Origin of the sequence: Streptomyces hyaluromycini, assembly GCF_002217755.1 — a bacterium.
Taxonomy (GTDB): Bacteria; Actinomycetota; Actinomycetes; order Streptomycetales; family Streptomycetaceae; genus Streptomyces; species Streptomyces hyaluromycini.
In genome coordinates this window covers 39,902-64,787 of sequence record NZ_BCFL01000041.1, presented here as the reverse complement: position 1 = coordinate 64,787, position 24,886 = coordinate 39,902, and the positions used below count along the sequence as shown (strand labels likewise).

Annotated in this window: 17 protein-coding genes and 1 pseudogene; 11 read left to right on the top strand and 7 right to left on the bottom strand. The window is 70.9% G+C overall.

What is annotated here, in order from left to right; translation table 11 throughout:
- The first annotated feature begins 53 nt into the window (after positions 1–53).
- The 5 genes and pseudogenes from SSP29_RS49420 (at position 54) to SSP29_RS60775 (ending at position 8,970) form a co-directional block, all read left to right on the top strand.
- Positions 54–2,246: a beta-galactosidase gene (locus tag SSP29_RS49420; protein WP_089107582.1), complete on the top strand. Its 2,193-nt coding sequence runs from the start codon at positions 54–56 to the stop codon at positions 2,244–2,246.
- Positions 2,243–4,765 (top strand): beta-glucosidase family protein, encoded by a 2,523-nt coding sequence (locus tag SSP29_RS49415; protein ID WP_089107581.1) that lies wholly within the window; start codon positions 2,243–2,245, stop codon positions 4,763–4,765. The genes SSP29_RS49420 and SSP29_RS49415 overlap by 4 nt, the downstream gene beginning before the upstream one ends.
- Positions 4,766–4,768: 3 nt before the next feature.
- Positions 4,769–6,337 carry a glycoside hydrolase family 140 protein gene (locus SSP29_RS49410; protein ID WP_150136466.1) on the top strand — a complete coding sequence of 523 codons (1,569 nt, stop codon included), beginning with the start codon at positions 4,769–4,771 and terminating at the stop codon, positions 6,335–6,337.
- Between the two features lie 5 nt (positions 6,338–6,342).
- Positions 6,343–8,664 (top strand): annotated as a pseudogene (locus tag SSP29_RS49405) (family 78 glycoside hydrolase catalytic domain); the annotation flags it as partial.
- Positions 8,662–8,970, top strand: a complete 309-nt coding sequence (locus SSP29_RS60775; RefSeq protein WP_275539797.1) for an alpha-L-rhamnosidase C-terminal domain-containing protein — start codon at positions 8,662–8,664, stop codon at positions 8,968–8,970. The pseudogene SSP29_RS49405 and the gene SSP29_RS60775, both read left to right, overlap by 3 nt.
- Positions 8,971–9,045: 75 nt before the next feature.
- Here SSP29_RS60775 and SSP29_RS49400 read toward each other — a convergent pair whose 3' ends face one another.
- The 4 genes from SSP29_RS49400 to SSP29_RS49385 form a co-directional block, all read right to left on the bottom strand.
- Entirely contained in the window at positions 9,046–9,903 is an 858-nt protein-coding gene (locus tag SSP29_RS49400; protein ID WP_150136463.1) for a COG4705 family protein, read from the bottom strand.
- A gap of 235 nt (positions 9,904–10,138) precedes the next feature.
- Positions 10,139–12,355, bottom strand: a complete 2,217-nt coding sequence (locus SSP29_RS49395; RefSeq protein WP_245883584.1) for a transglycosylase domain-containing protein — start codon at positions 12,353–12,355, stop codon at positions 10,139–10,141.
- Positions 12,356–12,901: 546 nt separating this feature from the next.
- Positions 12,902–14,107 carry a COG4705 family protein gene (locus tag SSP29_RS49390; RefSeq protein ID WP_245883583.1) on the bottom strand — a complete coding sequence of 402 codons (1,206 nt, stop codon included), beginning with the start codon at positions 14,105–14,107 and terminating at the stop codon, positions 12,902–12,904.
- A 994-nt stretch (positions 14,108–15,101) separates the two neighbouring features.
- Positions 15,102–15,923 carry a COG4705 family protein gene (locus SSP29_RS49385; protein ID WP_089107579.1) on the bottom strand — a complete coding sequence of 274 codons (822 nt, stop codon included), beginning with the start codon at positions 15,921–15,923 and terminating at the stop codon, positions 15,102–15,104.
- A gap of 240 nt (positions 15,924–16,163) precedes the next feature.
- On the opposite strand from SSP29_RS49385, the gene SSP29_RS49380 reads away from it, so the two are divergent.
- The 3 genes from SSP29_RS49380 to SSP29_RS49370 all read left to right on the top strand — a co-directional run bounded on the left by SSP29_RS49380 (position 16,164) and on the right by SSP29_RS49370 (position 19,021).
- Positions 16,164–16,832: a DedA family protein gene (locus tag SSP29_RS49380; protein WP_089107578.1), complete on the top strand. Its 669-nt coding sequence runs from the start codon at positions 16,164–16,166 to the stop codon at positions 16,830–16,832.
- Positions 16,833–16,982: 150 nt separating this feature from the next.
- Positions 16,983–17,645, top strand: coding sequence for a response regulator transcription factor (locus SSP29_RS49375; RefSeq protein WP_089107577.1), 663 nt, complete (start codon positions 16,983–16,985; stop codon positions 17,643–17,645).
- Positions 17,642–19,021, top strand: a complete 1,380-nt coding sequence (locus SSP29_RS49370; protein WP_089107576.1) for a sensor histidine kinase — start codon at positions 17,642–17,644, stop codon at positions 19,019–19,021. Before SSP29_RS49375 ends, SSP29_RS49370 begins: the two co-directional genes overlap by 4 nt.
- Here the strand turns inward: SSP29_RS49370 and SSP29_RS61070 are convergent.
- Genes SSP29_RS61070 through SSP29_RS49355 form a run of 3 tightly spaced genes read right to left on the bottom strand, consistent with a single transcriptional unit; the run spans position 19,002 to position 21,722 of the window.
- Positions 19,002–19,454, bottom strand: coding sequence for a hypothetical protein (locus tag SSP29_RS61070; protein ID WP_275539796.1), 453 nt, complete (start codon positions 19,452–19,454; stop codon positions 19,002–19,004). The two genes, SSP29_RS49370 and SSP29_RS61070, sit on opposite strands and share 20 nt — an antisense overlap.
- Complete coding sequence (locus tag SSP29_RS49360) at positions 19,342–20,031, bottom strand: response regulator (protein ID WP_089107575.1); 690 nt, start codon at positions 20,029–20,031, stop codon at positions 19,342–19,344. The genes SSP29_RS61070 and SSP29_RS49360 overlap by 113 nt, the downstream gene beginning before the upstream one ends.
- Positions 20,028–21,722, bottom strand: a complete 1,695-nt coding sequence (locus SSP29_RS49355; RefSeq protein ID WP_150136460.1) for an ATP-binding protein — start codon at positions 21,720–21,722, stop codon at positions 20,028–20,030. The genes SSP29_RS49360 and SSP29_RS49355 overlap by 4 nt, the downstream gene beginning before the upstream one ends.
- A 249-nt stretch (positions 21,723–21,971) precedes the next feature.
- On the opposite strand from SSP29_RS49355, the gene SSP29_RS49350 reads away from it, so the two are divergent.
- The 3 genes from SSP29_RS49350 (at position 21,972) to SSP29_RS49340 (ending at position 24,866) form a co-directional block, all read left to right on the top strand.
- Positions 21,972–22,832 (top strand): ABC transporter ATP-binding protein, encoded by an 861-nt coding sequence (locus tag SSP29_RS49350; protein ID WP_089107573.1) that lies wholly within the window; start codon positions 21,972–21,974, stop codon positions 22,830–22,832.
- Entirely contained in the window at positions 22,829–23,710 is an 882-nt protein-coding gene (locus SSP29_RS49345; protein ID WP_089107572.1) for an ABC transporter permease, read from the top strand. The genes SSP29_RS49350 and SSP29_RS49345 overlap by 4 nt, the downstream gene beginning before the upstream one ends.
- Positions 23,711–23,771: 61 nt before the next feature.
- A complete protein-coding gene (locus SSP29_RS49340; protein WP_218036979.1) occupies positions 23,772–24,866 on the top strand; it encodes an ABC transporter substrate-binding protein in 1,095 nt (364 codons plus the stop codon).
- The last annotated feature ends 20 nt before the right edge of the window (positions 24,867–24,886 follow it).

The following is a 24,886-nucleotide window of genomic DNA, read 5'->3' as shown; positions in this document are numbered from 1 at the left end:
GACACCCGACCGAGACACCCGACCGGCACCTGACAGAAAGTCACCAGTACCGCATGGGCACATTCTTTCCGCGCATGCTCTTCGGAGCCGCCTACTACACCGAGTACCAGCCGTACGAGCGGCTCGCGCAGGACCTCGACCTGATGGCCGAGGCCGGGTTCGGCGTCATCCGGGTCGGCGAGTCGGTCTGGTCGACCTGGGAACCCCGCGAGGGGCAGTTCGACCTCGACTGGCTGCAACCGGTGCTCGACGCCGCCCACGACCGCGGCATCAAGGCGATCGTGGGCACCCCGACCTACGCCGTCCCGCCGTGGCTGCGCCGCAAGTACCCGGAGACGGCGGCCCGTTCCGGCACCGGGCAGCCCCTTCCGTACGGGATGCGGCAGGACGCGGACTACTCGCACCCCGCCTTCCGGCATCTCGCCGAGCGGCTGGTCCGCAGGATCGTGGGGCGCTACGCCGACCATCCGGCGGTCATCGGCTGGCAGGTCGACAACGAGCCCGGCCTGCGGCTCTTCCACAACGACTCGGTGTTCCAGGGCTTCCTGGACCACCTCCGCGAACGCTACGGCGACGTCGAGACGCTCAACCGCCGCTGGGGGCTCACCTACTGGTCCCACCGGCTGCAGGACTGGGCGGACCTGTGGACCCCGGACGGCAACTCCACCCCGTCGTACGACCTCGCCTGGCGCCGCTACCAGTCCCGGCTGACCCAGGAGTACATCACCTGGCACGCGGAGCTGGTCCGCGGCCTCGTACCGGAGCACCACTTCGTCACCACCTGTGTCGCCCTCGGCCAGCAGGGCCTGGACATCTCGGCGATCGGCCGGCCCCTCGACGTCGCCGGGGCGAACATCTACTACGCCACCCAGGAAGGGCTGGCCCTGCCGGGACCCGACGAGCCCGCCGACGGGCTGCATCCGTTCTTCGTCGCCTGGTCAGGACCCGCCTGGCTCTACCTCCAGAACGACCTGGCGCGCGGCATCCGCCAGGAACCCTTCCTCGTCATGGAGACCAACGCCACCTCGATCGGCGGCTCAGCGGACAACTTCCCCCTCTACCGGGGCCAGGCCCGCCAGGCCGTGTGGAGCATGGTCGCGCGCGGCGCCAGGATGATCGAGTACTGGCACTGGCACTCCCTGCACTACGGCGCCGAGACCTACTGGGGCGGCATCCTCGGCCACAGCCTGGAGCCCGGCCGCACGTACCAGGAGCTCTCGGTGATCGCCGGGGAGCTCCGGCAGGCCGGCCCGGCGATCGACGGCCTGCGGCCCCGCAGCGACGTCGCGATGCTGCTGTCCGCCGACAGCCGCTGGGCCATGGAGTTCATGGCGCCGCTCAGGGGGAACACCCCCGCCTGGTTCGGCGATCCGCAGTCCTACGACCGCATCGTCGCCGCGTTCTACCGGGGGCTGTTCGACGCCGGGCTGTCCGTCGACATCGTTTCGCCGGAGCAACTGCCCTCTGATCCTCCGGAGTTGGTGGACCGCTGGCCGGTGCTGGCCGTCCCGGCGCTGTACATCGCGGACGACGCGACGCTCGATCTGCTGCGCCGGTACGCCGAGGCCGGCGGCCATCTCGTCCTCACTCCCCGCACCGGCTACGCCGACGAGGAGGCCGTCGCCCGGCACGAGGTCATGCCCGGCGTGCTGCGCCCCGCCGCGGGCGCGTGCTACCAGGAGTTCACCAATGTGCTGACCCCGGTCACGATCACTCCGGGGGACCGTTCTCTGCCCGGCCCCGCCCTCCACGGGCACGCCACGGCGTGGGCCGACGGGCTCGTCCCGGAGGGCGCCACCGTCCTCGCCGGGTACGGGCATCCGCACCTGGGCCAGTTCGCCGCCGTCACCACCCACGAGTACGGCGCCGGCCGGGTGACGTACATCGGCACCGTCCCGGACCGCGAGCTCTCGCACAGCCTCGCGGACTGGGTCGCCGCGGTCTCGCTCCCGCCCGACGCCTGGCGTGCGGACCGGCCGGCGTCCGTCACCTGTACGTCGGCCGCCACCGCCGACGGCGCCGTCCTGCGCTTCGTCCACAACTGGGCCTGGGATCCGGTCGATTACCGCCTGCCGGGCGACGTCCGCGACCTGTTCACCGGCGCACACCTGGCCGCCGGAAGTTCGCTCGCGCTCGGGCCCTGGGACGTCCGGGTGCTCATCGAGCGCGATGTCGAGCGCGACGGCGACACCCCCGCGACACCCCCTTCCCCCACCGCCCCCACTTCTTCGAGGAGGACGCCGTGACCCGGCAGCCCACCCCCACCGACGCCCCGTCCGCGGCTGACGAAGCAGAGTTCGCCAGGCGCCTCGGCGCGCTCACCCTGGAACAGAAGGTGAGGCTGCTGACCGGCGCGGACTTCTGGTCCCTGCATCCCGAACCCGCCGCCGGCCTGCGCCGGCTGGTCGTCTCGGACGGCCCGGCCGGAGTCCGCGGCGAGCTGTGGGACGAGCGCAGCCCCTCCGCCAACGTGCCCTCGCCCACGGCGCTGGCCGCGACCTGGGACGAGCCGCTGATCGAGGGGCTGGGCGGGCTGCTCGCCCACGAGGCGCGCGGCAAGGGCGTGGACGTCCTCCTCGCCCCCACCGTGAACCTGCACCGCACCCCCTACGGCGGACGGCACTTCGAGTGCTTCAGCGAGGACCCGCTGCTCACCGCGCGGATCGGGGTCGCCTATGTGCGCGGTGTGCAGGGCGGCGGCGTCGCGGCCACCGTGAAGCACTTCGTCGGCAACGACTCGGAGACCGAGCGGATGACGGTCGACGCGCGGATCGGCGAACGAGCCCTGCGGGAGCTGTACCTGACGCCGTTCGAGCGAATCGTCGGCGAGGGCCGCGTCTGGGCCGTCATGGCCGCCTACAACGGGGTCAACGGGCACCCGATGACCGAGAGCCCGCTGCTGCGCGAGGTCCTGCACGACGACTGGGGCTTCGACGGGCTGGTGATGTCGGACTGGTTCGCCACCCGCACCACCGAGCCGTCGGCGCGCGCCGCACTCGACCTGGTGATGCCCGGCCCGATCGGCCCGTGGGGCGACGCGCTGGTCGCAGCCGTGCGCAAGGGCAAGGTCGACGAGGCGCTCGTGGACGACAAGGTGCTGCGGCTGCTGCGGCTCGCCGCCCGGGTCGGCGCGCTGAGCGGCGTGCCCGCCACCGCCCGGCCGCCGGAGTACGACGCGGCGTCGGTGGCGGCCCGGCTGCGCAGGACCGCCGCCGCCGGGTTCGTGCTGGCCCGCAACGAGAACGCCGTACTGCCGCTGGACGGCGCGGCCTTGAGCAGGATCGCCGTCCTCGGCCCCAACGCCGCCGTGGCCCGGACCCTCGGCGGCGGCAGTGCCACCGTCTTCCCGCCCTACACCGTCTCGCCCCTCGACGGCCTGCGCGCCGCCCTGGGCGACGGCGTCGAGGTCACCCACGGAGTGGGCGTCACCCCGCAGACCCGCACACCCGTGGCGGCTCTGACATACCTTCGCCACCCCGACGGCTCCGGCGCGGGCACGGAGGTGCGCTTCCTCGCCGCGGACGGCACCCTGCTCGGCTCCGAGCGCCGCGCCGGGGCCGCCTACACCTGGATGGGGTCCTACGGCGCCGGAGTGCCCACCGGTCAGGTGGCCCGGGTGGAGGTCCGCACCGTCGTCCGCGCGACCGACGCCGGCCGGTACGCCGTCGGCGGCTCGGGCATCGGCCGCTTCCGGATGTCCGTCGCGGGGGTGGAGGTCTTCGACGTACGCCTGCAACTCCCGCCGGGCGCGGACCTGGTGGAGGGGCTGATGACTCCGCCCCAGCACCTCCACGCCATCGGCCTGGCGGAGGGCGAGGAGACCGAGATCATCCTCACCCACGACATCGACTCCGTCTCCGCGGGCGACGGCATCGGTGACGCGGTCACCGTGTTCCAGCTCAACCTCCAGCCGCCGCACGGCAGCGACGACGAGGAGATCGAGCGGGCCGTGGCGCTCGCCCGCGCGGCCGATGTCGCCGTGGTCGTGGTCGGCACCACCGAGGAGGTCGAGAGCGAGGGCTTCGACCGCGACAGCCTGGCCCTGCCCGGCCGGCAGGACGAACTCGTCCGCCGGGTGGCCGAGGCCAACCCCCGTACCGTCGTGGTGGTCAACTCCGGGGCCCCGGTGCTGCTCCCCTGGGCCGAGGAGGTGCCGGCGGTGCTGCTCGCCTGGTTCCCCGGGCAGGAGTTCGGCAACGCGCTCGCCGATGTCCTGCTGGGCGTGGCGGAGCCGGGCGGACGGCTGCCGACGGTCTGGCCCGCGTCCGAGCGGGGGCTGCCCGCCACCGAGCCGGTCGACGGCGTCCTCGCCTACGACGAGGGGCTGTTCATCGGCTACCGGGGCGACGGCCGTCCCGGACGGCAGCCGCCCCGCTACGGCTTCGGCCACGGACTCGGGTACACCACCTGGGACTACGTCTCGATCGACGTCCCCGGCGAGGTGCGGCCCGACGCCGGCTTCACGGCGGAGGTACGGATACGTAACAGCGGCACGCGGCACGGCAAGGAGGTCGTGCAGGTGTACGCGGGCCGTCCGGGCAGTGGTGTGGAGCGCCCGGTCCGCTGGCTCGCCGGGTTCGCCGCGGTCGAGGCGGCGGCCGGCGAGGAGGTCGTCGCGACGGTGCGGCTGGACGCGCGGGCGCTGCGGCACTGGGACACCGAGGCGGGCCGCTGGGCGGTCGAGCCGGGGACCTTCGGGCTGGCAGCGGGCCCGTCGTCGACGACCCTGCCGCTCACGGCCGAGATCTCCGTCGGCGGGGAGTGACCGGTGGTGACCAGTACGCGGCCGGAGCCGGTGGCCGCCCCCTGGCGGCAGACCGAGATCACCCTGACCGGAGCGCGCGAGTACGCCAACCCGTACACGGACGTCGACGTATGGGCCGAGTTCACGCACGAGTCCGGGGCCGTACTGCGCCGCCCGGCCTTCTGGGACGGCGGCCGGGTCTGGAAGGTCCGGTTCGCCTCCCCGGAACCGGACGGCCGCTGGACCTGGCGCAGCGGCTGTTCCGTCGCGGACGAGGGGCTGTCCGGGCAGCGCGGGGCGCTCGTCGTCCGCCCCGCCGCGGACGACGGCGACGCCTTCCACCGGCACGGCTTCTGGCGGATGTCGCCCGGCGGACGCAGCCTGGTGCACGCCGACGGGACGCCGGCGCTGCTGGTCGGCGACACCGCCTGGGCCCTGCCCTGGCGGGCCACCGAGGAACAGGTCACGCGGTACGCCGCCGACCGGCGGGCCAAGGGCTTCAACGCGGCCCTGCTGATGAGCGTCCAGCCCGACATGGACGCGCGCGGGCCGCGTGACCGCGCCGCGGACGAGGGGTTCGACGTCGGCTTCGAGGACCTGCCCACCGGGCACGTCAATGTGCTGAACCCGGCGTACTTCCAGTACCTCGACCGGCTGACCGGCATCCTCCGCGACCACGGGATCGTCCCCGTGCTCCAGCCGCTCTTCCACGGGTTCGGCTGGAAGGGGCTGCGGGCGGCGGGCCCGGTGGTCCCGCCGCAGGAGTACGCGCGCTACTGCCGCTACCTGGTCGCCCGTTTTGGCGCCGCTCCGGCCGTCTACCTGGTCGGTGCCGACGGCGAGGGCGGCGAACCGCAGATCGCGGCGGGCGGCGCGGAGGTCGGCCGCTGGGACGGCTACGGCCAGCCCTGCGGCATCCACTACCGGCCGCACGCCGGCAACCGCGCCCACCAGAGCGAGGCCTGGCTGCACTTCCAGTGGTGCCAGACCGGCCACATGGGCGGGCACGTCCAGGAGCGGGTCGCGGACATGTGGCGCAACTCCCCGGCCAAGGCGGTGGCCAACGGCGAGCCGACGTACGAGAACACCGGCCGTCCAGGCCGGGCGGCGGGCTGGTGGCAGGGGCACGAGGCCTGGAGCAACCTCTGCGCCGGCGGCACGATGGGCGTGGTGTACGGCGCGGCGAGCCTGTGGCAGTGGCGGCTGCACGCCTCCGAACCCGGGCACGAGGACTTCTTCCTCGCCAGGGACGCGGGCTGGCGGGAGGCGCTGGACTTCGAGGGCTCCCGCCATGTCGGGCTGATCTCCCGGATCCTCGACGGCCTGCCGCTGACGGACATGCGGCCGGACTGGCGGTCCGCCCTGGCGCCCCGGGGCCTGTCCGTCCCCGGCGTGCTGTACCTCTGCTACGCGGAGGAGGGCGGCCCCCTGGTCGTCACCGATCCGGAGAACGTCCCGCTCCCCTACCGGGTGGTCGACCCCCGGACCGGCGAGACCGTCCGCGAGGGCGTGCGCGCCACCGCCGGGGAACCCGTCCCCGACGAGGGCGGTGCCCCACGGGTGTACATCTGCCACGACCCGAGCCGGAGTTGACGCCTGTGCACGTCACACCACCCGCCTTCGAGCACCACCGCGAGCCCCTGGGCATCGGCGAGTCCGCTCCCCGCCTGAGCTGGCGCACGGTCACCGACGCCGCGGGCTGGCGGCAGGCCGCCCGCCAGGTGGAGATCACCGCCGCCGACGGCACGGTCCTCGCCGACACCGGACGCGTGGCGTCCGCCGAGTCCCTCCTCGTCCCCTGGCCCGGGCGACGGCTCGGCTCCCGGGAACGAGTCGGCGTACGCGTACGTGTCTGGGGCGAGGGCGAGGACGAGCCGTCGCCCTGGTCGCCGGCCGCGCACGCCGAGACCGGACTCCTGGAGCCGGCCGACTGGACGGCCCGGCCCGTCACCCCGGACCGCGACGCCCCGGTCGGGGAACCGCTGCCCGCAGCGCTGCTCCGCCGCGACTTCACCCTCACCGGTACGGTGACCTCGGCCCGGCTCTACATCACCGCGTACGGCGTCTACGCGGCCGAGATCAACGACGAGCCCGTCGGCGACCACATCCTGGCCCCCGGCTGGACCTCCTACCAACACCGCTTGCGCTACCAGACGTTCGACGTCACCCCACTGCTGCGGACCGGTGAGAACACCATTGGATCGCTGCTCGGCGAGGGCTGGTACACGGGACGACTGGGCTTCCACGGCGGCAGGCGCAGCATCTACGGTGAACACCGCGCGCTCCTGGCCCAGTTGGAGATCGGGTACGCCGACGGCACGACGCAGACCATCGTGACCGACGACCACTGGCGTACGACGGCCGGCCCCGTGCAGCGTTCGGAGATCTACGACGGTGAGGCCTACGACGCGCGGTGCGAGCGGCCGGGCTGGTCCGCGCCGGGACACGACGCGTCCAACTGGGCACCTGTCCGTGAACTCCCGTCGCCCAGAGCCGAGTTGGTGGCACCGACGGGGCCGCCCGTGCGACGCACCCAGACCGTCGCCGCAGTCGAGGTCATCACGACACCGTCCGGGAAGACCGTCCTGGACTTCGGACAGAACCTGGTCGGCCGGCTGCGCATCCGTGTCTCGGGCCCCGCCGGCCACGAGATCACCCTGCGCCACGCGGAGGTGCTGGAGCACGGCGAACTGAGCACCCGCCCCCTGCGGTTCGCCCGCGCCACGGACACCTACGTCCTGCGCGGCGAAGGCACCGAGAGCTACGAACCCCGCTTCACCTTCCACGGCTTCCGGTACGCCGAGATCGGGAACTGGCCCGGACCGCTCGACCCCACCCGCGTCGAAGCGGTCGTGCTCCACACCGACATGGCCCGCACCGGCTGGTTCGAGTGCTCCGACCCGCTGGTCGGCCGGCTGCACGAGAACGTCGTGCAGGGCATGCGCGGCAACTTCCTCGACATCCCCACGGACTGCCCGCAGCGCGACGAACGCATGGGCTGGACCGGCGACATCCAGGTCTTCGCACCCACCGCGTCCTTCCTCCACGACTGCTCCGGCATGCTGCTCGGCTGGCTGCGCGACCTGTCCGCGGAACAGCTGGCACGGCCGGACGGCGTACCGCCCCTGGTCGTCCCCGACGTACTGCCGACCGCCTTCCGGGGCGTGGGCGCGCAGGCGGTGTGGGCCGACGTCGCGGTGCTCCTCCCCTGGACCCTGTACCAGCGGTTCGGGGACCTGGAGGTGCTGCGCACCCAGTACCCGAGCATGCGGGCCTGGGGTGAGGCCACGATCCGGCTCACCGCCGAGGGCGACGGACTGTGGCGGCAGGACTTCCAGCTCGGGGACTGGCTCGACCCGCAGGCCCCGCCGGACCGGCCGGGCGAGGCACGGACCGACGGCGACCTGGTCGCCAACGCCTACGTCGTCCGCTCGGCCGAGGTTCTCGCCGAGACCGCCGAACTCCTGGACGACACGGAGAACGCGGCCCGCTTCCGCGCCCACGCACAGGCGGTACGCGAGCGGTTCGCCGACCATTTCGTCACCCCGGACGGCCGACTCGCCTCGGACACCCAGACCGCGTACGCCCTGGCCATCGCCTTCTCCCTCCTCCCGACGGAACGCCAACGGCAGGGCGCCGCCTGACAGTTGGCGTACGTCGTGCGCCGCGCGTCCTTCCGTATCGCCACCGGTTTCACCGGCACGCCGCTGATCTGCGACGCCCTGTGCGCGGCGGGCGAACCGCAGCTCGCCTACCGCATGCTCCTGGAGAAGGGCTGCCCGTCCTGGCTCTACCCGGTGACCATGGGCGCCACCACCGTCTGGGAGCGCTGGGACTCGATGCTGTCCGACGGCACCGTCAACCCCGGCGAGATGACCTCCTTCAACCACTACGCGCTCGGCGCCGTCGCCGACTGGCTGCACCGCACGGTCGCGGGTCTCGCCGCCGCCGGACCCGGCTGGCGACGGCTGCGCATCGCCCCGGTCCCGGGTGGCGATCTGACGTGGGCGAAGGCGGCCCACGAAACTCCGTACGGCAGGGCCGAGGCGGGCTGGCGCATCGAGGGGGGCACGCTCGTCGTCGAGGCGCTGATCCCCCCGAACACCCGGGCCGAGGTCCAGCTCCCCGACGGCAGCGACCCGTTGGAGATCGGTTCGGGCCGCCATACGTTCCGCTGTCCGTACACCGCCCCGGCCTGGCCACCGACGGCGATCCGGCACCCGTGAACAGGGTCCCCGCAGGCTCACACCTGCGAGGACCCTTCGCACCGTCAGAACACCGTGTGGTCCCCGACCGGGCGGCTACCCCCGCTCGGCGCGGGCCTTGCCTTCCTTGACGTGCGCGTAGGCCATGAGGCCGAGCAGAACGGCCAGCAGGACGGCCGAGGAGCCTGCCGTGCCGAGGTCCAGACCGCCCTTGGCGACCGGCTTGGTCAGGAAGTCGCCCGCGGTGGCGCCGAGCGGGCGGGTGAGGACGAACGCGATCCAGAACAGCAGGACGTTCGGCACCACGGGCACCTTCATCAGGGCGACCAGGACGGCGAGCAGCCCGGTCACCAGCAGCGCGCCGCCGGCGTAGCCGAGGCCGGAGCTGTCGGAGAGGAAGTCGCCCATGGAGGTGCCGAGGGTGTTGGAGACGAGGATCGCCGACCAGAACAGGGCCTCGCCGCGGAAGGTGACGATGTCACGGATCTGGAAGGTCATCCCGCTCAGCCGCCAGACCGCGAAGATGACCAGCAGGATCGAGAGCAGGATCGCCGCGCCCGCCGGGTAGCCGAGGCCCAGGCCCTGCGGTCCCCAGCCGAGTGAAGTGGCGCCGTTCGAGAGGAACTTGGCGCTGGCGTCGCGGTTCATGAAGTCGGACATCGTGGTGCCGGCCATGCTGGTCGACAGAATCACCGTCCAGTAGAAGAACGGGTTGTAGCGGCTGGAGCGGAGCTGGACGACGAGCGTCACCACGAAGATCAGGAACAGCACGATCGTGGTGAGGAAGTAGCCGAGCTTCAGGGTCTGGGAGAACAGGTCTCCGGCGGTCTCGCCCAGCGTCGTCGCGGCGATCTTCATGATCCAGAAGGCCAGGGTGACTTCGGGCAGTTTCTTCATCACCGATTTCGTCGTGCTCGCGACGTCGGAGTCGGTGAGGACTTTCGGCTGCTGCAAGGTGGGGGGCTCCTTGTGTGGTCGTACGGCAGGGCGCCCGCCCCACGCATGGGGGCGAGCGCCCTGCCGGAAGAGCGACCGCCACGGGGGCGATCACCACCACTGACCTTGACAGCGTCAACCTGAACGGAACCTGAACGCGTGCTGCGTGCCTGTTCAGGCCGCGTGGCGTGCGGTCTGCTGCGGCTGCGGCACGCCGGCAGGCCGGGCAGCCCACGGGCCACCGTGACGCGGCTCAGGGCCCTCCGCGGGTGACGGCCGGGGTCGGTGAGCCGGTCGTCGGTGAGGGTGAGGTGTTACCGCCGGTTGTGCCGCCGAGCAGCCCGCCGCCGGTGCCGGCCGTGGTTCCGGCGGTGTCGGTCGGACTCGGGCTGACGCAGTGCCTCCCATGCCCGTGGCATGGTGCCGTGGTGGGGGTCGGGGCGGCCGGTGCGGTCGGGGTGGCCGTGGGTGTGCTCTGGACCGCGGTCGCGGAGGGGGTGGGCGAGGGTGCGCCGTATTCGTCCGTGCTCTGGCCCAGTTGGGGTGCGGGCGGGAACTGCTGGACGGGTTGTCCCTGGAGGGCGGCGGTCATGTAGCCGGTCCACACCTCGGTGGGCATGTCGGCACCGAAGACCTTGGCGTAGCCGCCGACACCCTGCATGGACTGCAGGCCGGCGTTCTTCGGGTCCTCCTTGAACATGCTCACGGCCGTGGTCAGTTGCGGGGTGTAGCCGATGAACCAGGCGGACTTGTAGTCGTCGGTCGTACCGGTCTTGCCTGCCGCCGGGCGGCCCAGCGCCTGGGCGTTGGTACCGGTGCCGTTCTTGACCACGTCTCGCAGGACGTCGGTGACGGTGCCGGCGGTCGAGGCGGGCATGGCCGTGGTGCCCTTGGGCTTGTCGAAGCCGGTCAGCTGCCGGCCGTCGGCGACGACCTTGGTCACCGAGTACGGCTCGTGCTGGATCCCGCCGTCGTCGAAGGTGGCGTACGCGTCTGCCATCCGGATCGCCGACGGTGTGGAGGTACCGATGTAGAAGCCCGGGGTGTCGTACTGCAGGCTCGTGCGCAGGAGTCCCGCCTTCAGGGCCTCGCTCTCCACGTTGTCGTAGCCGACGTACTCGCCGAGCTGGACGTAGGGGGTGTTGACCGACTGCTCCATCGCCTTGCGCAGGGTGATGTAACCCCACTTGGTGGACACGTCGTTGCGCTGGTGCAGGAGCCCCGTGGGGTCGTTCGAGTCCGGCAGTTCCTGGCCCTGCTGGTTCTTGATGGTGATGCCGTCGTCGCCGTCGAACTTCGAGGCCGGGGTGATCGGTGCGGCCGGCTGCCCGGGAGAGAGGACGGCGCCGTGGTCGAGGGCGGCGGCCAGGTCGACGGGTTTGAAGGTGGAGCCGACCGGCACACCGGTCGCGTCCGCGTTGTCCGTCCAGTGCCCCTTGTTCCAGCCGGCTCCGCCGTACAGCGCCACGATCGCGCCGGTGGACGGGCTGATCGACGCCGCGCCGACCTGGACGTCCTTGTCGGCCGAGCGGTGCTGCGGGTCGAGGTGCCGGTGCTCCATCGCCGCGACGGACGCCGACAGCGCGTTCACCTTCTTCTTCTCGAAGGTCGTGTAGATCTGGTAGCCGCCGCGCGCCAGCTGCTGGTCCGTGAGGGAGGCGTGGGCTTCGACGTACTTCTCCGCGGCCTGCACCAGGTAACCGGTCTGCCCGGACATTCCCGCCGACGGCGAGTACGGCTTGGGCGTGGGGAACCCTGACGCCAGGTAGTGCTGTTCCTGGGCGTCGGTTATCTGGTGGATCTTGGCCATCCGGTCCAGCACGTACTTCCAGCGCGCCTTGGCCTGGGCCTTGGCCTGCGGATCGGTGTCGGCGTGCATCAGCAGGCTCGGCTCGTTGACCGTGGCGGCGATGAAGGCCCCCTGGCTGACGTTCAGCTGGAAGGCGTGCACGTGGTAGTAGGTACGGGCCGCGGCCTCGATCCCGTAGGCGTCCCGGCCGTAGTAGCAGGTGTTGAGGTAGCCCTGCAGTATCTGCTGCTTGGACATCTGGCCGCCGATTTTCAGGGAGATCATGATCTCCCTGAGCTTGCGGGTGACCGACTGGTCCTGGCTGAGGTAGGTGTTCTTCACGAACTGCTGGGTGATGGTGGACCCCGACTGCACCTCACCGCCCGTGGCCATGTGGTAGACGGCGCGGAGCATGCCCTGGGTGTCGACGCCCGGATCGGAGTAGAAGGTTGCGTTCTCCGCGGCGAGGAAGTCCCACTGGACCAGTTTCGGGACCTGCGCGAGATCGACGTTCTGCCGGTTGGTCGACCCCTGGGTGGCCATCACCGAGCCGTCCGACCAGTAGTAGGTGTTGCTCTGCGCCTGCGTACTGGGGTTCGCGCCGGGGATCGTCGTCGTGGCGTAGGCGTAACTGAACAGGCCCAGCAGGCCGCCGACGAACACCAGGAAGGTGCCGGACACCAGCTTCCAGGAAGGCACCCACCGCCGGAGGCCGCGCCTGCCCGCCCGCGGGTAGTCGATCAGACCGCGCCGGCCGGAACGTCCGGTGTCCGTACGTCGCGTGCCCCCCGCGCGACGGGTACGTCCGCCCCGGGCCTGGGCGGCCCTCCGCGCCGCGGCCCGGCCGCCACCCGGCATACCGTCAGAACCAGACGGTACGGTCCTCCCCGACGATCGGCGCCGGTGTTCGCTCATTCTCGCCACTCCTCAGCCAAGGACACGCCCCCGCCATCGCCGCGAGACCGCCCGCCGGGTGCCCCATGAGGGCCTGACCAGGGCGCTCTGGCGCCCTCCCGGCAACTCCTACAAGTCGTAAGAGTAAGTCGTGCTCGCATTACATATGCAACCGCCCGAACAAGAACGAGCCGCAGCCCGGCATCAGACCCCGCGCGCCGGAGCGGCCGCCCAGGGCACAGGCGGCGGGGAAACGATTCGGCCACCCGTTCCTCAGCCCGTCGACCGCCCCGGCGCGGGGGATGCGTCGGGGCGATCCGTCATGGCGGTCGGCTAGCCGAGTGAGGTGAGGAAGGTGTTGAGCGCCTTGACCTCGGTGGCCTTGTCGGGGCTCGGGGCGCGCAGCGCCGTCAGGACCTGGTCGATCTCACCGTCGAGGAAGTGCCAGGACTGCTCGCTCTTGGGCTCAAGGGTGGACTGGTCCTTGTCCCAAGCGGTTTCGAGGTCGGTCACTCGGGTGGTCGCGGCTGACTGGTTGCCCGCATTGAGCTTCGCCAGGGTGTCGGCAGCGATCGTGCGGAACTTCGCGATCTCAGCCGGAGGGAACGGCGACGTCGCCTGCTTCGGGGTGAGATGGGCGGTCACGGGCGCGGGGCTGTCCTCCTCGCTGGCCGCGGCCGCGTGGGGCTGGTGGTGTGCCCAGACGAGAAGCGCCGCGGTTGCGACCGCTACGACGGCGTAGTAACCGAGCATGATCCGCTCACGCGCCGGGTTCAGCGCCTGCGGGGCGTGCGAGGAATCGTGGGTCTCGATGACATCGCTGCGGCTGAGCGTGAGGTACACGACCGTAGCGAGGATCGCGCCCAGGAAGATCACGCTGGTCACCGCGGTGCCGAGGCCCAGGCCGCCGTCACCGCTGGGCGAGCCGAGCCAGTCGCCGAGGTTGGCACCGAGCGGGCGCGTGAGGATGTAGGCCAGCCAGAAGGAGAGCACCGCGTTGGCGCCGAGGCGCCATCCGAGAACGATCGCGACGATCAGCCCGAGGGGCAGGAACACGGAGACGCCTGCGGTCCAGCCGGTCAGCTCCAGGGTCCAGTCGCCGGTCGCGGTGCCGAGGGCGAAGGTGACCAGGACCGCGAGCCAGTAGAAGAGTTCACGGGGACGGGTGGTGATGGTGTGGACCGACAGGGTCCGCTCGCGGGCGTACCAGATGCCGAAGACAACGGCCAGGACGACGGCGAACACGCTGCTGCTCAGCGCGAGGGGAACGCCCTGGCTGTCGGTGAGGATGTCGGTGTAGAGGGTGCCGGTCACGCTCACCACGACGACGGTGAGCCAGTACACGAACGGGACGTAGCGCTTGGTGGTGAGTTGCCAGCCCAAGGCGCCGGCGAAAACGACGGTAAAGATCAATGCCGTGTTGATCAGGCCAACGCCGAGGTTCATGTTGATCCAGTCCGCGAAGCTTTCGCCGACCGTGGTGCACAGGATCTTGATGACCCAGAACCAGATCGTGACCTCGGGAACCTTGTTCAGCATCTGCCTGGCAGGCGTCCGAAGACTCTCGGGCGTCGTCGCAGTTGTCATGTAACCCTCGCATGGAACGAGTGGCAGCGCGGAGGGATTTCCCTCACGTCTGCGGAACGGTAATTGTCTAGTAATGCACGAACAAGCGCAGTCTCGGATTCGCAGGGCTGCGGTACGACTTCGATTGCTCGCCAAACCTGTTCGGGCCGCGTCACCGGGGGCATTATCCGGAACAGGGCCCGCGTTCTTGGAATGGCCTCCGCTTTTGTTATTTCCGCGGCCCGCGCGAGGACCTTCTGAGGCGCAGGGAAGGCGTTGATGCCGCTGACGGGAGCCGCCGAGGTAGCGAGAGTCGGCGCCATGGTCGTCGGTTCGCAAGCATTGGCCGGCTCGGAAGCATTCGGCTTCTCGGGTCAGACCGCGCCCATGCCGGACGGCCGGAAGGCCCCTATTTCCCTGGCCGGCCTAAAGAATTCATGGAGCCAATTCGAGTGCTGACCGACGGAGCTGACCGGAACTCCGGGACCTCCGTCCCGGAATTCAACCTGGGTAGCCCGTGAATTCCCATCGCCCGATCCCCGCGTGCGGCCTCCCCTCCCGGCCGTACAAAGGCTCTCCCGGCACCTCGCCATTCAGTGCCGGAAAAGGGGTGCGAGCCCGCCTCGACCGGTTGTTCGCCGGCTCGCTGCCGCTCTCGCTGGTGGGCGCACGCCTCTGGAACCACCGGACCATCGGACGTTTCATCGGTCATGGTCCCCGACTGTGCCAGCTGGAACCTGAACACATCCTGACTGCCACCGTGTGCAACTCCCGCCCCACTCGGGCATCACGAGCGGCATGGCCCGATGCGCACACGCGCCGCTTCTCCACAACGGCCGTCCGCCCCTCTCCCCGCCACGACGTCACCACGGACGTCGCCGGGGCGCGGGCCGAGACCCGCAGTCGGGCGCGGCCGGGACTGACAGGAGGAACCACCGGCCTGGCTCGTAGCTCAGGCCGTACGTCCCTACGCGTGCTCCGGTCGGGCGACGTCCCTGCGGGTGACGGAGAGGTGGACGACCAGTCCGAGGATGACCGACAGGAACAGGGCGCTGGTCACGACGGCGCCGAGGCCAAGGCCGCCGTCGCCGGTGGGCTGCGAGAGGTAGTCGCCGATCGAGGCGCCCAGCGGGCGGGTCAGGATGTAGGCGCTCCAGAAACTCCACAGCGCGTCCAGGTCCAGCGCGAAGTGCGCGATGGCCACCGCGGCGATGACCGCCGCGAAGAGGACGGCGGACAGCCAGTAGCCGAGGCCGATACGCTCGGACACCAGGTCACCGGCCGCGGTGCCCAGGGCGAAGGTGGACAGGACGGCCAGCCAGTAGAAGGACTCACGGCTGGTGGTGTCGATGTGGTGGAGGGACAGGATTCGCTCGCGCCGGTACCAGGCGAAGAACACGAGCGCGAGGACGATCGCGAAGACCGTGGTGCTCGTCTCCAGCGGCACGCCCATGTTGTCGGTGAGGTTGTCGCTGACCAGCGTGCCGACGACACTGATCAGCACCACCGCCGGCCAGTACACGCCCGGCCGGTAGGCGCTGGAGCGGAACTGGACCACCAGGACCACGGCCAGCAGGGCACTCATCAGCACCGACACACCGGTCAGCCCGAGACCCGCCCTCTCGTTCAGCAGGTCCGCCGCGGTCTCGCCGACCGTCGTGCACAGCACCTTGATGATCCAGAAGTGGACGGTGACCTCGGGCACCTTGCTCCGACGCAGCCGGTCCCGCGAACCCGGGGCCCGGCCTGCCTCCGGAACCACCGGACTCTCAGACGCTTCGTAGATCACACTGCCCGACCATGCCACCGGGCACCTGAACGCATCCTGACTGCCGTCTGTGAACGCTTCACCCACCTGGACGACGCCCGCTCCCACGACACCTGCGAGCAGGACATTCACCCTGCCGGTGGCAGTGCCTCAGATCACTGATCGCCCGTTAGGCCACGGGAACGCTCCTCGCTCGTCGTTCGTCTACAGTTCACAAACCGTCTACAAGACTGTAGTCACTCCAGAAGGGACCCGGGGCCTATGACCGCACCGCTGCACCTCGCCTCGCAACTGGCCGTCAACGTCCTGGACGCCCGGTCGCTGCTGGGCGCGTTCGGTGTCCTGGGTGTGGGCGTGGTGATGTTCGCGGAGACAGGGCTGCTGGTCGGTTTCTTCCTTCCCGGGGACTCCCTGCTGTTCACGGCGGGTCTGCTGTGCACGGGCTCGGCAGACCAGGCCGTCCACCTCTCGCTCGGGCCGTTGCTGGTCGCGGCGGCCTTCGGAGCAGTGGCCGGTGCGCAGTGCGGATACCTGCTCGGCCGGAAGGCCGGCCCGGCGCTCCTCGCGCGCAGCCGCTCGACGCGGCTGCGGGAGGGGGCGCAACGGGCGGAGGAACTGCTGGAGCGCTACGGATACGCGAAGGCCGTCGTCCTGGCCCGCTTCGTGCCGGTGGTGCGCACGGTGCTCAACCCGATGGCGGGTACGCTCGGCGTGCCGGTACGGACGTTCACCGTGTGGCAGGTGACCGGCGGGCTGGTGTGGAGCCTCGGCCTGACGCTCGCCGGTTACGCACTCGGCTCCTCGATCCCGAACGTCGACCGCTACCTGCTACCACTGGTCGCGTTGATCGTCGTCGTGTCGCTGATCCCTCTGCTGGCCGAGGTCCTCCGCTCCCGCCGTGCCGCCGGTGCGCCGCAGGAACGCGGATGACCCCGGCCTGATGAATGTGGTGCGCAGACGGTCGAAAGGCCTGGCCCGGCGGATCACGTCCGGGCCGCCGCGTCCGCTGCCCGTTGCCCCTGAACCAATCGACCGTCGCCGGCACAGCCCGCCGCGTGGCCGAGGAGTCACCGGAAGATCATGCGTCAGAAGATCCTGGTCGTCGAGGACGACAACGCTCTGCGCGACGTGTTGCGTCGTGGCCTGGCCGAGGACGGCTTCGACCCCGTCCTGGCCACCGACGGCGCAACGGCCCTGCGGCTGGCCGGCGCCGACTGCGCGGCGGCCGTTCTGGACATCGGTCTGCCCGACGCCGACGGACGGGACGTGTGCCAGGCGATGCGCGCCAACGGCTTCGTCGCTCCCGTGATCTTCCTGACCGCCCGGCACGGGCTCACCGACCGGCTGTCCGGCTTCTCCGCCGGCGGCGACGACTACCTGCCCAAGCCCTTCCACCTCGCCGAGCTCACCGCACGCCTGAGAGCCGCTCTCAAACGAGCCGCGCCCACTCCGACGGCCACGGCCGGGGACCTCGTCCTGGACCCGGTCGGGCACACCGTCACCGTGCACGGTGACCGCGTCACGCTGACTCCGACCGAGTTCCGGCTGCTCGCGCCGCTCGTGACCGCGGCAGGCTCCACCGTGCCCCGCCGCGAGCTGGTCAGAGCGGCCTGGCCCGAAGGCGCGCACGTGAGTGACAACACCCTGGACCAGTATCTGACGCGACTGCGTCGCAAGCTGCGCGAGGCCGGCAGCACGGTGACGATCGGCACGGCACGAGGGATCGGACACCACCTGTCATGACACTCGACCGTGTCCTTCGCCGTCCGGCGCCCCGCACCCTGCGCGGCCGGCTCTCGCTCGTGGCGCTGACCACCGCCGCCCTGTTGATGACCGTCCTGACCGTGGCGTTCAACGTGGTGATGGACCGGCATCTGCAGCATCAGGCCGACGACGAGCTGCGCAACAGGGCCGCCGCCGTGGCCACGACCGTCGACACGAGCGGCTCCCGGGTGCGCGTCCTGGAGACCTCCAACGACGGTCTCCTCGACGCGAACGTGTGGATCTACTCCGGCACACGACTGCTCGAAAACCCTCCATCGGCCACGGTCGGCAGCCGGCTGACACTGACCGCCGACCGGCTGGCCGCACAGCGCAAGCCGACCTGCACGACCAGCCACGCCCACGGCCGGCCCGTCCGGCTCTGCTCCCGGCCCCTGACCGGCCGCCACGCCACAGCGACCGTCGTCACCGCCCTGGACCTCGGCCCCTACCGCAGTTCGGCCAAGACCCTGCTGCTGGCATCACTGATGCTGGACACGGTCATGCTGGCGTGCACCTACGTGCTCACGCGTCTCGCGGTCGGCCGGGCACTGCGCCCGGTGCGGACGATGACCGACCAGGCCACCCAGTGGAGTGCGGTGGGCTCCGACGAGCGCTTCGGCGCCGCGGAACACCCGGCCGAACTGGCCCGCCTCGGCGCCTCCCTGGACGCCCTGTTGGACCGCATCCGCACCGTGCTGCGCCACGAACGGCAACTCACCGGCGAACTGTCCCACGAACTGCGCACCCCCCTCACCCGGATCGTCATCGAACTCGACTGGTGGCGGAGCCGCTCCCGCTCGGAAGCCGAGACCCGCGCCACCCACGAAGTGATCGCCGAGGCCACCCGGTCCATGCGCACGATCTGCGACACGCTCCTGACCGACGCCCGCGACAACGCGCTGAACCCGCCCACGGCCCCCGGCACGACCGACGTCGTCCCCGTTCTGGACCGCATGATCCAGGGTCTCGACACCCCGGGCCGGGTGAAGGCCATGGTCGAGAGCGAAGCCGAGGCACTGCAGGCAGGGGTGGCCCCCGCTCTCCTCGAACGCATCGTCAGCCCTCTCCTGGCCAACGCCGTCCGCTACGCCCGCTCCACCGTGACCGTGTCCGCGCGCCGGATCCACGGTGCCGTGCGGATCGACGTCGTCGACGACGGTCCCGGCGTGCCGGAAGGGTTCACCTGCGAGCTGTTCCAGCCCGGCCGACGCGCCGACGACGGCGACGGCCACGACGGCGCGGGCCTCGGGCTGCCGCTCGCGCGACGCCTCGCCCGCGCCGTCGGCGGCGAGGTCTCCCACGACCCCGCGCACAACCCGGGTGCACGCTTCACGGTCAGCCTGCCTGCCGGATGACCGCTCGGCTCGGTGATCCGCGCGAGTCGAGTCCGTCGATCGCCTCCGGTATGCCCACGACCTTGCCGGAGATCCGATCGAGGATGCCGGAGTGCCGCAGTACCTGTAGACAGCTCCACACAGACGATGCCTGGCCGCCTGTCTCCTCCCAGAACAGCACCGCGCCGTCGAACCGTTCGAACGGCAGCGCGTAGGGCGGCGCCTGGGCCGAGCCGTCGTCCTGTCCTGCGCCGGCGCCCGATACAGACAGGCTTGCGGTCCGTCCGCGGCGAGGATCCGGCGGGTTCGAGCGACCGCGCGAGACGGCGCCCGTCTCCCGGTCAGTGCGTGACGCGGTAACGGTGCTCGGGGCGTCCGGTGGCTCCGTAGCGCAGTTCGAGCCGGACCGTGCCCTCCTTGACCAGGTAGGAGAGATAGCGCTGGGCCGTGGCACGGGATACCCCGGTGCGTTCGGCGGCCTGCGCGGCCGACAGGGCGTCATGTGCGGTGCGCAGGGTCTGGTGCAGCAGGGCGAGCGTCGGCGCGGAGTGGCCCTTGGCCGGGACGCGGGGCACGGCCGGCGGGCGGGCGGCGCTGAACAGGGCGTCCACATCGGCCTGGTCGGTCTCCGGGACCGTACCGAGGGCGTCCATACGGTGCTGGAGCTCGCGGTAGGCGGTGAGCCGCCCCGCGAGGTCGGGCGCGCCGAAGGGTTTGACCAGGTAGCCGACGGCGCCGAGTTTCATCGCGGTCCGCACCGAGGTGATGTCCCGGTCGGCGGTGATCATGATGGCGTCCGGGCGGTCGCCGCCCTCGTCTCCGCTCAGCCGGCGCAGCACGTCGAGTCCGCTGCCGTCGGGCAGGAAGACGTCGAGCAGCAGCAGGTCCGGGTGGAGGGTGCGCACCGCGTCGAGCGCCGCGTCCACGGTCGCCGCCTGGCCGACCACCTCGAAGCCCTTGACGCGGGACGCGTAGTCGCAGTGGATACGGCTGACCCGGAAGTCGTCGTCCACCACCAGGGTCCGGATCACCAGCGGTCACCTCCCGTGCTGCCGTCCGGCGCGCCGACCGGCACCGGCGGAGCCGTCGTGAACAGGGCGCCCTCCGGGGCCGGGGCGGTGTCGGGTGCGGGCAACGTCACGGTGAAGACCGCGCCCGACCCCTCGCTGACGGTGATCGTGCCGCCGTGCCGCTGCACCAGCCGGTGGACGAGGGCGAGTCCGAGGCCGCGCCGGGCGGTGCCCCGGTCCGGACGGGTCGACCAGCCGTCCTCGAAGATCGACTCGGTGGTGCCCGGCGGGATGCCCGGCCCGGTGTCGGCCACCTCGACCCGCACCACGTCGACGGCCTCGATCAACGACAACCGCACCTGGGAACCGTCCGGCCGCGCCGGTCCGGTCGTGGCCGCGTCGATCGCGTTGTCCAGCAGGTTGCCGACGATGGTCAGCAGTCGACGCAGATGCGGCGGGTCCTCGCCCAGGGCGGAGTCGTCGCTGAGGACGATCCGCACCCCGCGTTCCGCGGCCACCGTGATCTTGGCGACGATCAGTCCCACGAGCAGCGGGTTGCCGATCCGTTCCCGTACGGACTCTGTCAGCGCCTGCTCGGCGCCGGCCGTCTCGACGGCGAACTCGTAGGCGGCGTCGTGGTCGCCGATGTCCAGCAGCCCGGCCACCGTGTGCATCCGGTTGGTGAACTCATGCTGTTGGGCGCGGAGCGCGTCGGTGAGCCCGCGCACCGAATCCAGTTCGCGCAGCAGCCCGATGAGCTCGGTGCGGTCGCGCACGGTGACCACGGCGCCCAGTTCACGGCCGTGCAGGGCCACCGGCATCCGGTTGACGACCAGGCAGTGGTCGTCGGTGAGCACGCTGATGTCGCTGCCCGTCAGGGTGCCGTCCAGGGCGCGGCGCAACCGCCCGTCCGGCAACACGTCCTCCAGCATGCTGCCGAGCCCGGTGCCGAGGCCGAGCAGGTCGCGGGCCTCGTCGTTGACCACCGTGATCCTTCCGTCGGGGCCGAAGGCGATGACTCCCTCACGGATGCCGTGCAGCATCGCCTCCCGGTCCTGGAGCAGCCCGGCGATCTCCTCCAGTTCCAGCCCGAACGTCGTCCGCTTGAGCCGTCCGGCGAGCAGGAACGCGGCCGCCGAGCCGAGCGCGACGGCGATGGCGCTGTACAGGCCGAAGGTCGGCAGTTCGCGCCACAGTTCGCCCAGCACATAGTGCTCGGGAATGCCCGCGGACACCTCGCCGGCCAGCTCGCCGGTGGGCCCGTACAGCGGAGCCTTGCCGTTGGCGGATCGCCCGGTCGCGCCCTGGTCGGTACCGACGCGGGGCCTGCCGTCCAGCACCACGATCGGATCGCCCGTCGGTTCGCCGATCAGCGCCGGGTCGGGGTGGGAGTGCCGGATGCCGCGCAGGTCGAGTACGACCACGTACGACGCCCCGGACGCCTTGCGGATCCGTTCGGCCACGGTCTGCACCACGTCGCCGCCGCCCCCGTACTGCATGGCCTGCCGGATCTGCGGTTCGGCGGCCGTGGTCTGCGCGATGTCGAGCGCCCGCTGCTCGTAGGCACGGTCGATCTCGCCCCGCTGCGCGAAGGCGAACAGCACGAAGCCGATCAGCCCGGTCAGCGCCAGGATGACCAGCTGGTTGGCCAGGATCCGCGCGGAGAGCCTGCCCTTCCCGCTACGGCCGACCGGGATCCGGATGGGTTTCACCAGTGTCTCTCGCCCGTCGTACGGCTGCCGGGCTCGGCCCCTTCGCCGTACCCGTGGTGGCGTGATTGTGCCCCCGCCATCGGCCTTCTGCCCACCCCCGGCTCGCTGAGCAGAACGAGCAGAAGCCCGGCTAACACGGCTAACGCGGGATACGGATGAAACAGCGACGTAACACCCGGCGGCCTCTAGCGTCTGCCTTCCTCGACCCCCGAGGTTCGACCCCCGAGGTTAGGAAGGAGACGGCCTCAGATGGCTTCGCGAAACGATGCCGCGGTGAGTCCGGTCGCCGAGAGAGCCGGCCAGGACAGCGCGCGAGTCGAGATCTCCGGGCTCACCAAACGATTTCTGACTCCTGCCGGTGAGGTGTTCACGGCGCTGCAGGACGTTTCGTTCACCGTGGAGCCCGGCCAGTTCTGCGCGGTGGTGGGCCCGACCGGCTGCGGCAAGTCGACGACGCTGAGCATGGTGTCCGGGCTCGACCGGCCCAGCGAGGGCTCGGTCAAGGTCGGCGGCCGTGAGGTCGACGGCGTCACCGACGGCGTCAGCTTCATGTTCCAGGCCGACGCCCTGCTGCCCTGGAAGACCGTGCTCGGCAACGTCCTGATGGGCCCCGTCTTCCGCGGGGTACCCAAGCAGCAGGCCCAGGTCTCGGCGCGCGACTGGCTGCGCCGGGTCGGCCTGTCGGGATTCGAGGACCGCTACCCGCACCAGCTCTCCGGCGGTATGCGCAAGCGCGTGGCGATGGCCGCGGCACTGATCAACGAACCCCGGATCCTGATCATGGACGAGCCGTTCGGTGCCCTGGACGTGCAGACCAAGGCGATCATGTCGACCGAACTGCTCGGTCTGTGGGAGCAGATCCGGCCTTCGGTCATCTTCATCACCCACGACCTCGACGAGGCCGTGGCGCTCGCCGACCGGGTCGTCGTCATGACGTCCGGCCCGGGGTCGGTCAAGGCGGTCTTCGACATCGACCTGCCCCGCCCGCGCGGCTCGGTCCAGGAGATCCGCTTCCAGCCCCGCTTCATCGAACTCCAGCACCAGATCTGGGACTCGCTGCGCGAGGAGGTGGAGCGCGCCTACGCACGCACCGCAGGAGGTACGGCATGAGCACGACGTCCGCGGTTTCCCCCGTCCCCGTCAAGGACGGCGCACAGCTCTCACCCGGGGCGGCCGCCAAACGCGCCCGCCGGCGCCGCGTCGCCCTGGTGTGGGCGGGCCGCATCGGCCTCGCGGTTCTCGTCATCGGCGGCTGGCAGGCGTTCACCACCTGGGGGATCGTCGACCCGTTCTTCTTCGGGCAGCCGTCCGGCATCGCCAAGCGGCTGGCCGACCTCTTCCAGCACGGCACCGAGTTCGGGTCCTTCTACGCGAACATCTGGACGACGATCCAGGAGGCACTCATCGGCTTCGCCCTCGGGGCCGTCACCGGAGTGGTCTTCGGTATCGCGCTGGGCCAGAGCCGCTTCCTCGCCGACGTCCTCGGCCCCTACATCAAGATGGTCAACGCGATCCCGCGGATCGTCCTCGGCTCGATCTTCATCGTCGCGTTCGGCATCGGTGTGCTGCCGAAGATCCTGCTCGCCGCGGTGCTGGTGTTCTTCATCGTCTTCTTCAACGCCTTCCAGGGCGTGCGCGAGGTCGACCGCAACATCCTCGCCAACGCCAGGGTGCTCGGCGCCTCCCAGCTGCAGATCATCCGGCACGTCACCGTGCCCTCCGCGCTGACGTGGATCATCGCGAGCCTGCACAGCGCCTTCGGCTTCGCCATCGTCGGCGCGCTGGTCGGCGAGGTGCTCGGCGCGCAGAGCGGCCTGGGCCTGGTCATCAAGACCGCGCAGAACAACTTCGACCCCAACGGCGTGTTCGCGACGATGCTCGTCATCTCGGTCATCGTGCTCGGCGCCGAGTGGGTGATCGGCAAGCTCGAACACCGGCTGCTGTCCTGGCGACCGCCGGCCCCGTCCGAGGCGTCGAACGCCCTCTGACCCAGCCCCTCCCCGCCCCCCCTCTTCCCTGTTCCACCTCAGAAAAGGAATGTGGCCAGCCATGTCCAGACGACCCGCCACCGTCGCCGCGTCCGTCCTCGCCGTTCTCGCCCTCGGCGCTGCCAGCGCCTGTTCCGGCAACTCCAGCAGCAGCACCGCCGGCAGCGGCTCCGGCGGCACGCCGACCGTGAAGGTCATGGTGGGCGGCATAGACAAGCAGATCTACCTGCCCTACCAGCTCGCCCAGAACCTCGGCTTCTACAAGAAGTACGGCGTCGACGTACAGCTCAGCACCGAGCAGGACGGTGGTGTCGGAGCGGAGGAGGCCATGGCATCCGGGCAGGTGGACATGGCGGGTGCCTGGTACAACCACACGATCGAGTTCCAGGCCAAGGGCAAGGCGGTGGAGGACGTCGTCCAGCTCTCCGGCGCGCCGGGCGAACGGGAGATGTGCACCAAGAAGTCGGGCGTCACCTCGGGCGCCGACTTCAAGGGCAAGACCCTGGGCGTCACCGACCTGGGATCGGGCACCGACACGCTCACCCAGTTCCTGGCCGCCAAGAAGGGCGTCAAGACCGGTCAGTTCCACCGGATCGGGGTCGGCGCGGGCTCCACGGCCATCGCCGCGCTGCAGAACGGCAAGGTCGACTGCGTGATGACGACGCAGCCGACGGTCGCCGCGATCCAGAAGAAGGGTGTCGGCACCTCCGCGATCGACCTGGCCACCACGCAGGGCGCCACGGCGGCGATGGGCGGCGCCTACCCTGCGGCCAGCGTGCTCGCCCGCACCGACTGGGTGAACTCGCACAAGGACACGGTGCAGAGGGTCGTCGACGCGCTCGTCGCCACCATGCACTGGATCAACACGCACAGCGCGGCCGACATCGCGAACAAGCTGCCCGCGTCGTTCGTGTCGAACCAGCTGGTGACCAAGGCCGACTACGTCACCGCCCTGACCGAGGACAAGGGCCAGTTCCTCCCGGACGGCATCATGCCGGCCGGCGGTCCGAAGACCTCCCTGGCGACGGAGCAACTGGTCGGGAACGTGAAGGGATCGGTGGATCTCAGCAAGACGTTCACCAACGAGTTCGCCCTCCAGGCCAACAAGACCGAGGGCTTCAAGACCACCACGACCCCGGCAGGACCGACCGGCTGACGAACACCGGACGCTGGGCC

Bases quoted from the DNA above. Each gene is read 5' to 3' on its own strand.
- SSP29_RS49420 (WP_089107582.1), top strand. From the start codon at position 54: ATGGGCACATTCTTTCCGCGCATGCTCTTCGGAGCCGCCTACTACACC.
- SSP29_RS49390 (WP_245883583.1), bottom strand. From the start codon at position 14,107: ATGCTGAACAAGGTTCCCGAGGTCACGATCTGGTTCTGGGTCATCAAG.
- SSP29_RS49380 (WP_089107578.1), top strand. From the start codon at position 16,164: ATGACCGCACCGCTGCACCTCGCCTCGCAACTGGCCGTCAACGTCCTG.
- SSP29_RS49375 (WP_089107577.1), top strand. From the start codon at position 16,983: ATGCGTCAGAAGATCCTGGTCGTCGAGGACGACAACGCTCTGCGCGAC.
- SSP29_RS49370 (WP_089107576.1), top strand. From the start codon at position 17,642: ATGACACTCGACCGTGTCCTTCGCCGTCCGGCGCCCCGCACCCTGCGC.
- SSP29_RS49350 (WP_089107573.1), top strand. From the start codon at position 21,972: ATGGCTTCGCGAAACGATGCCGCGGTGAGTCCGGTCGCCGAGAGAGCC.
- SSP29_RS49345 (WP_089107572.1), top strand. From the start codon at position 22,829: ATGAGCACGACGTCCGCGGTTTCCCCCGTCCCCGTCAAGGACGGCGCA.
- SSP29_RS49340 (WP_218036979.1), top strand. From the start codon at position 23,772: ATGTCCAGACGACCCGCCACCGTCGCCGCGTCCGTCCTCGCCGTTCTC.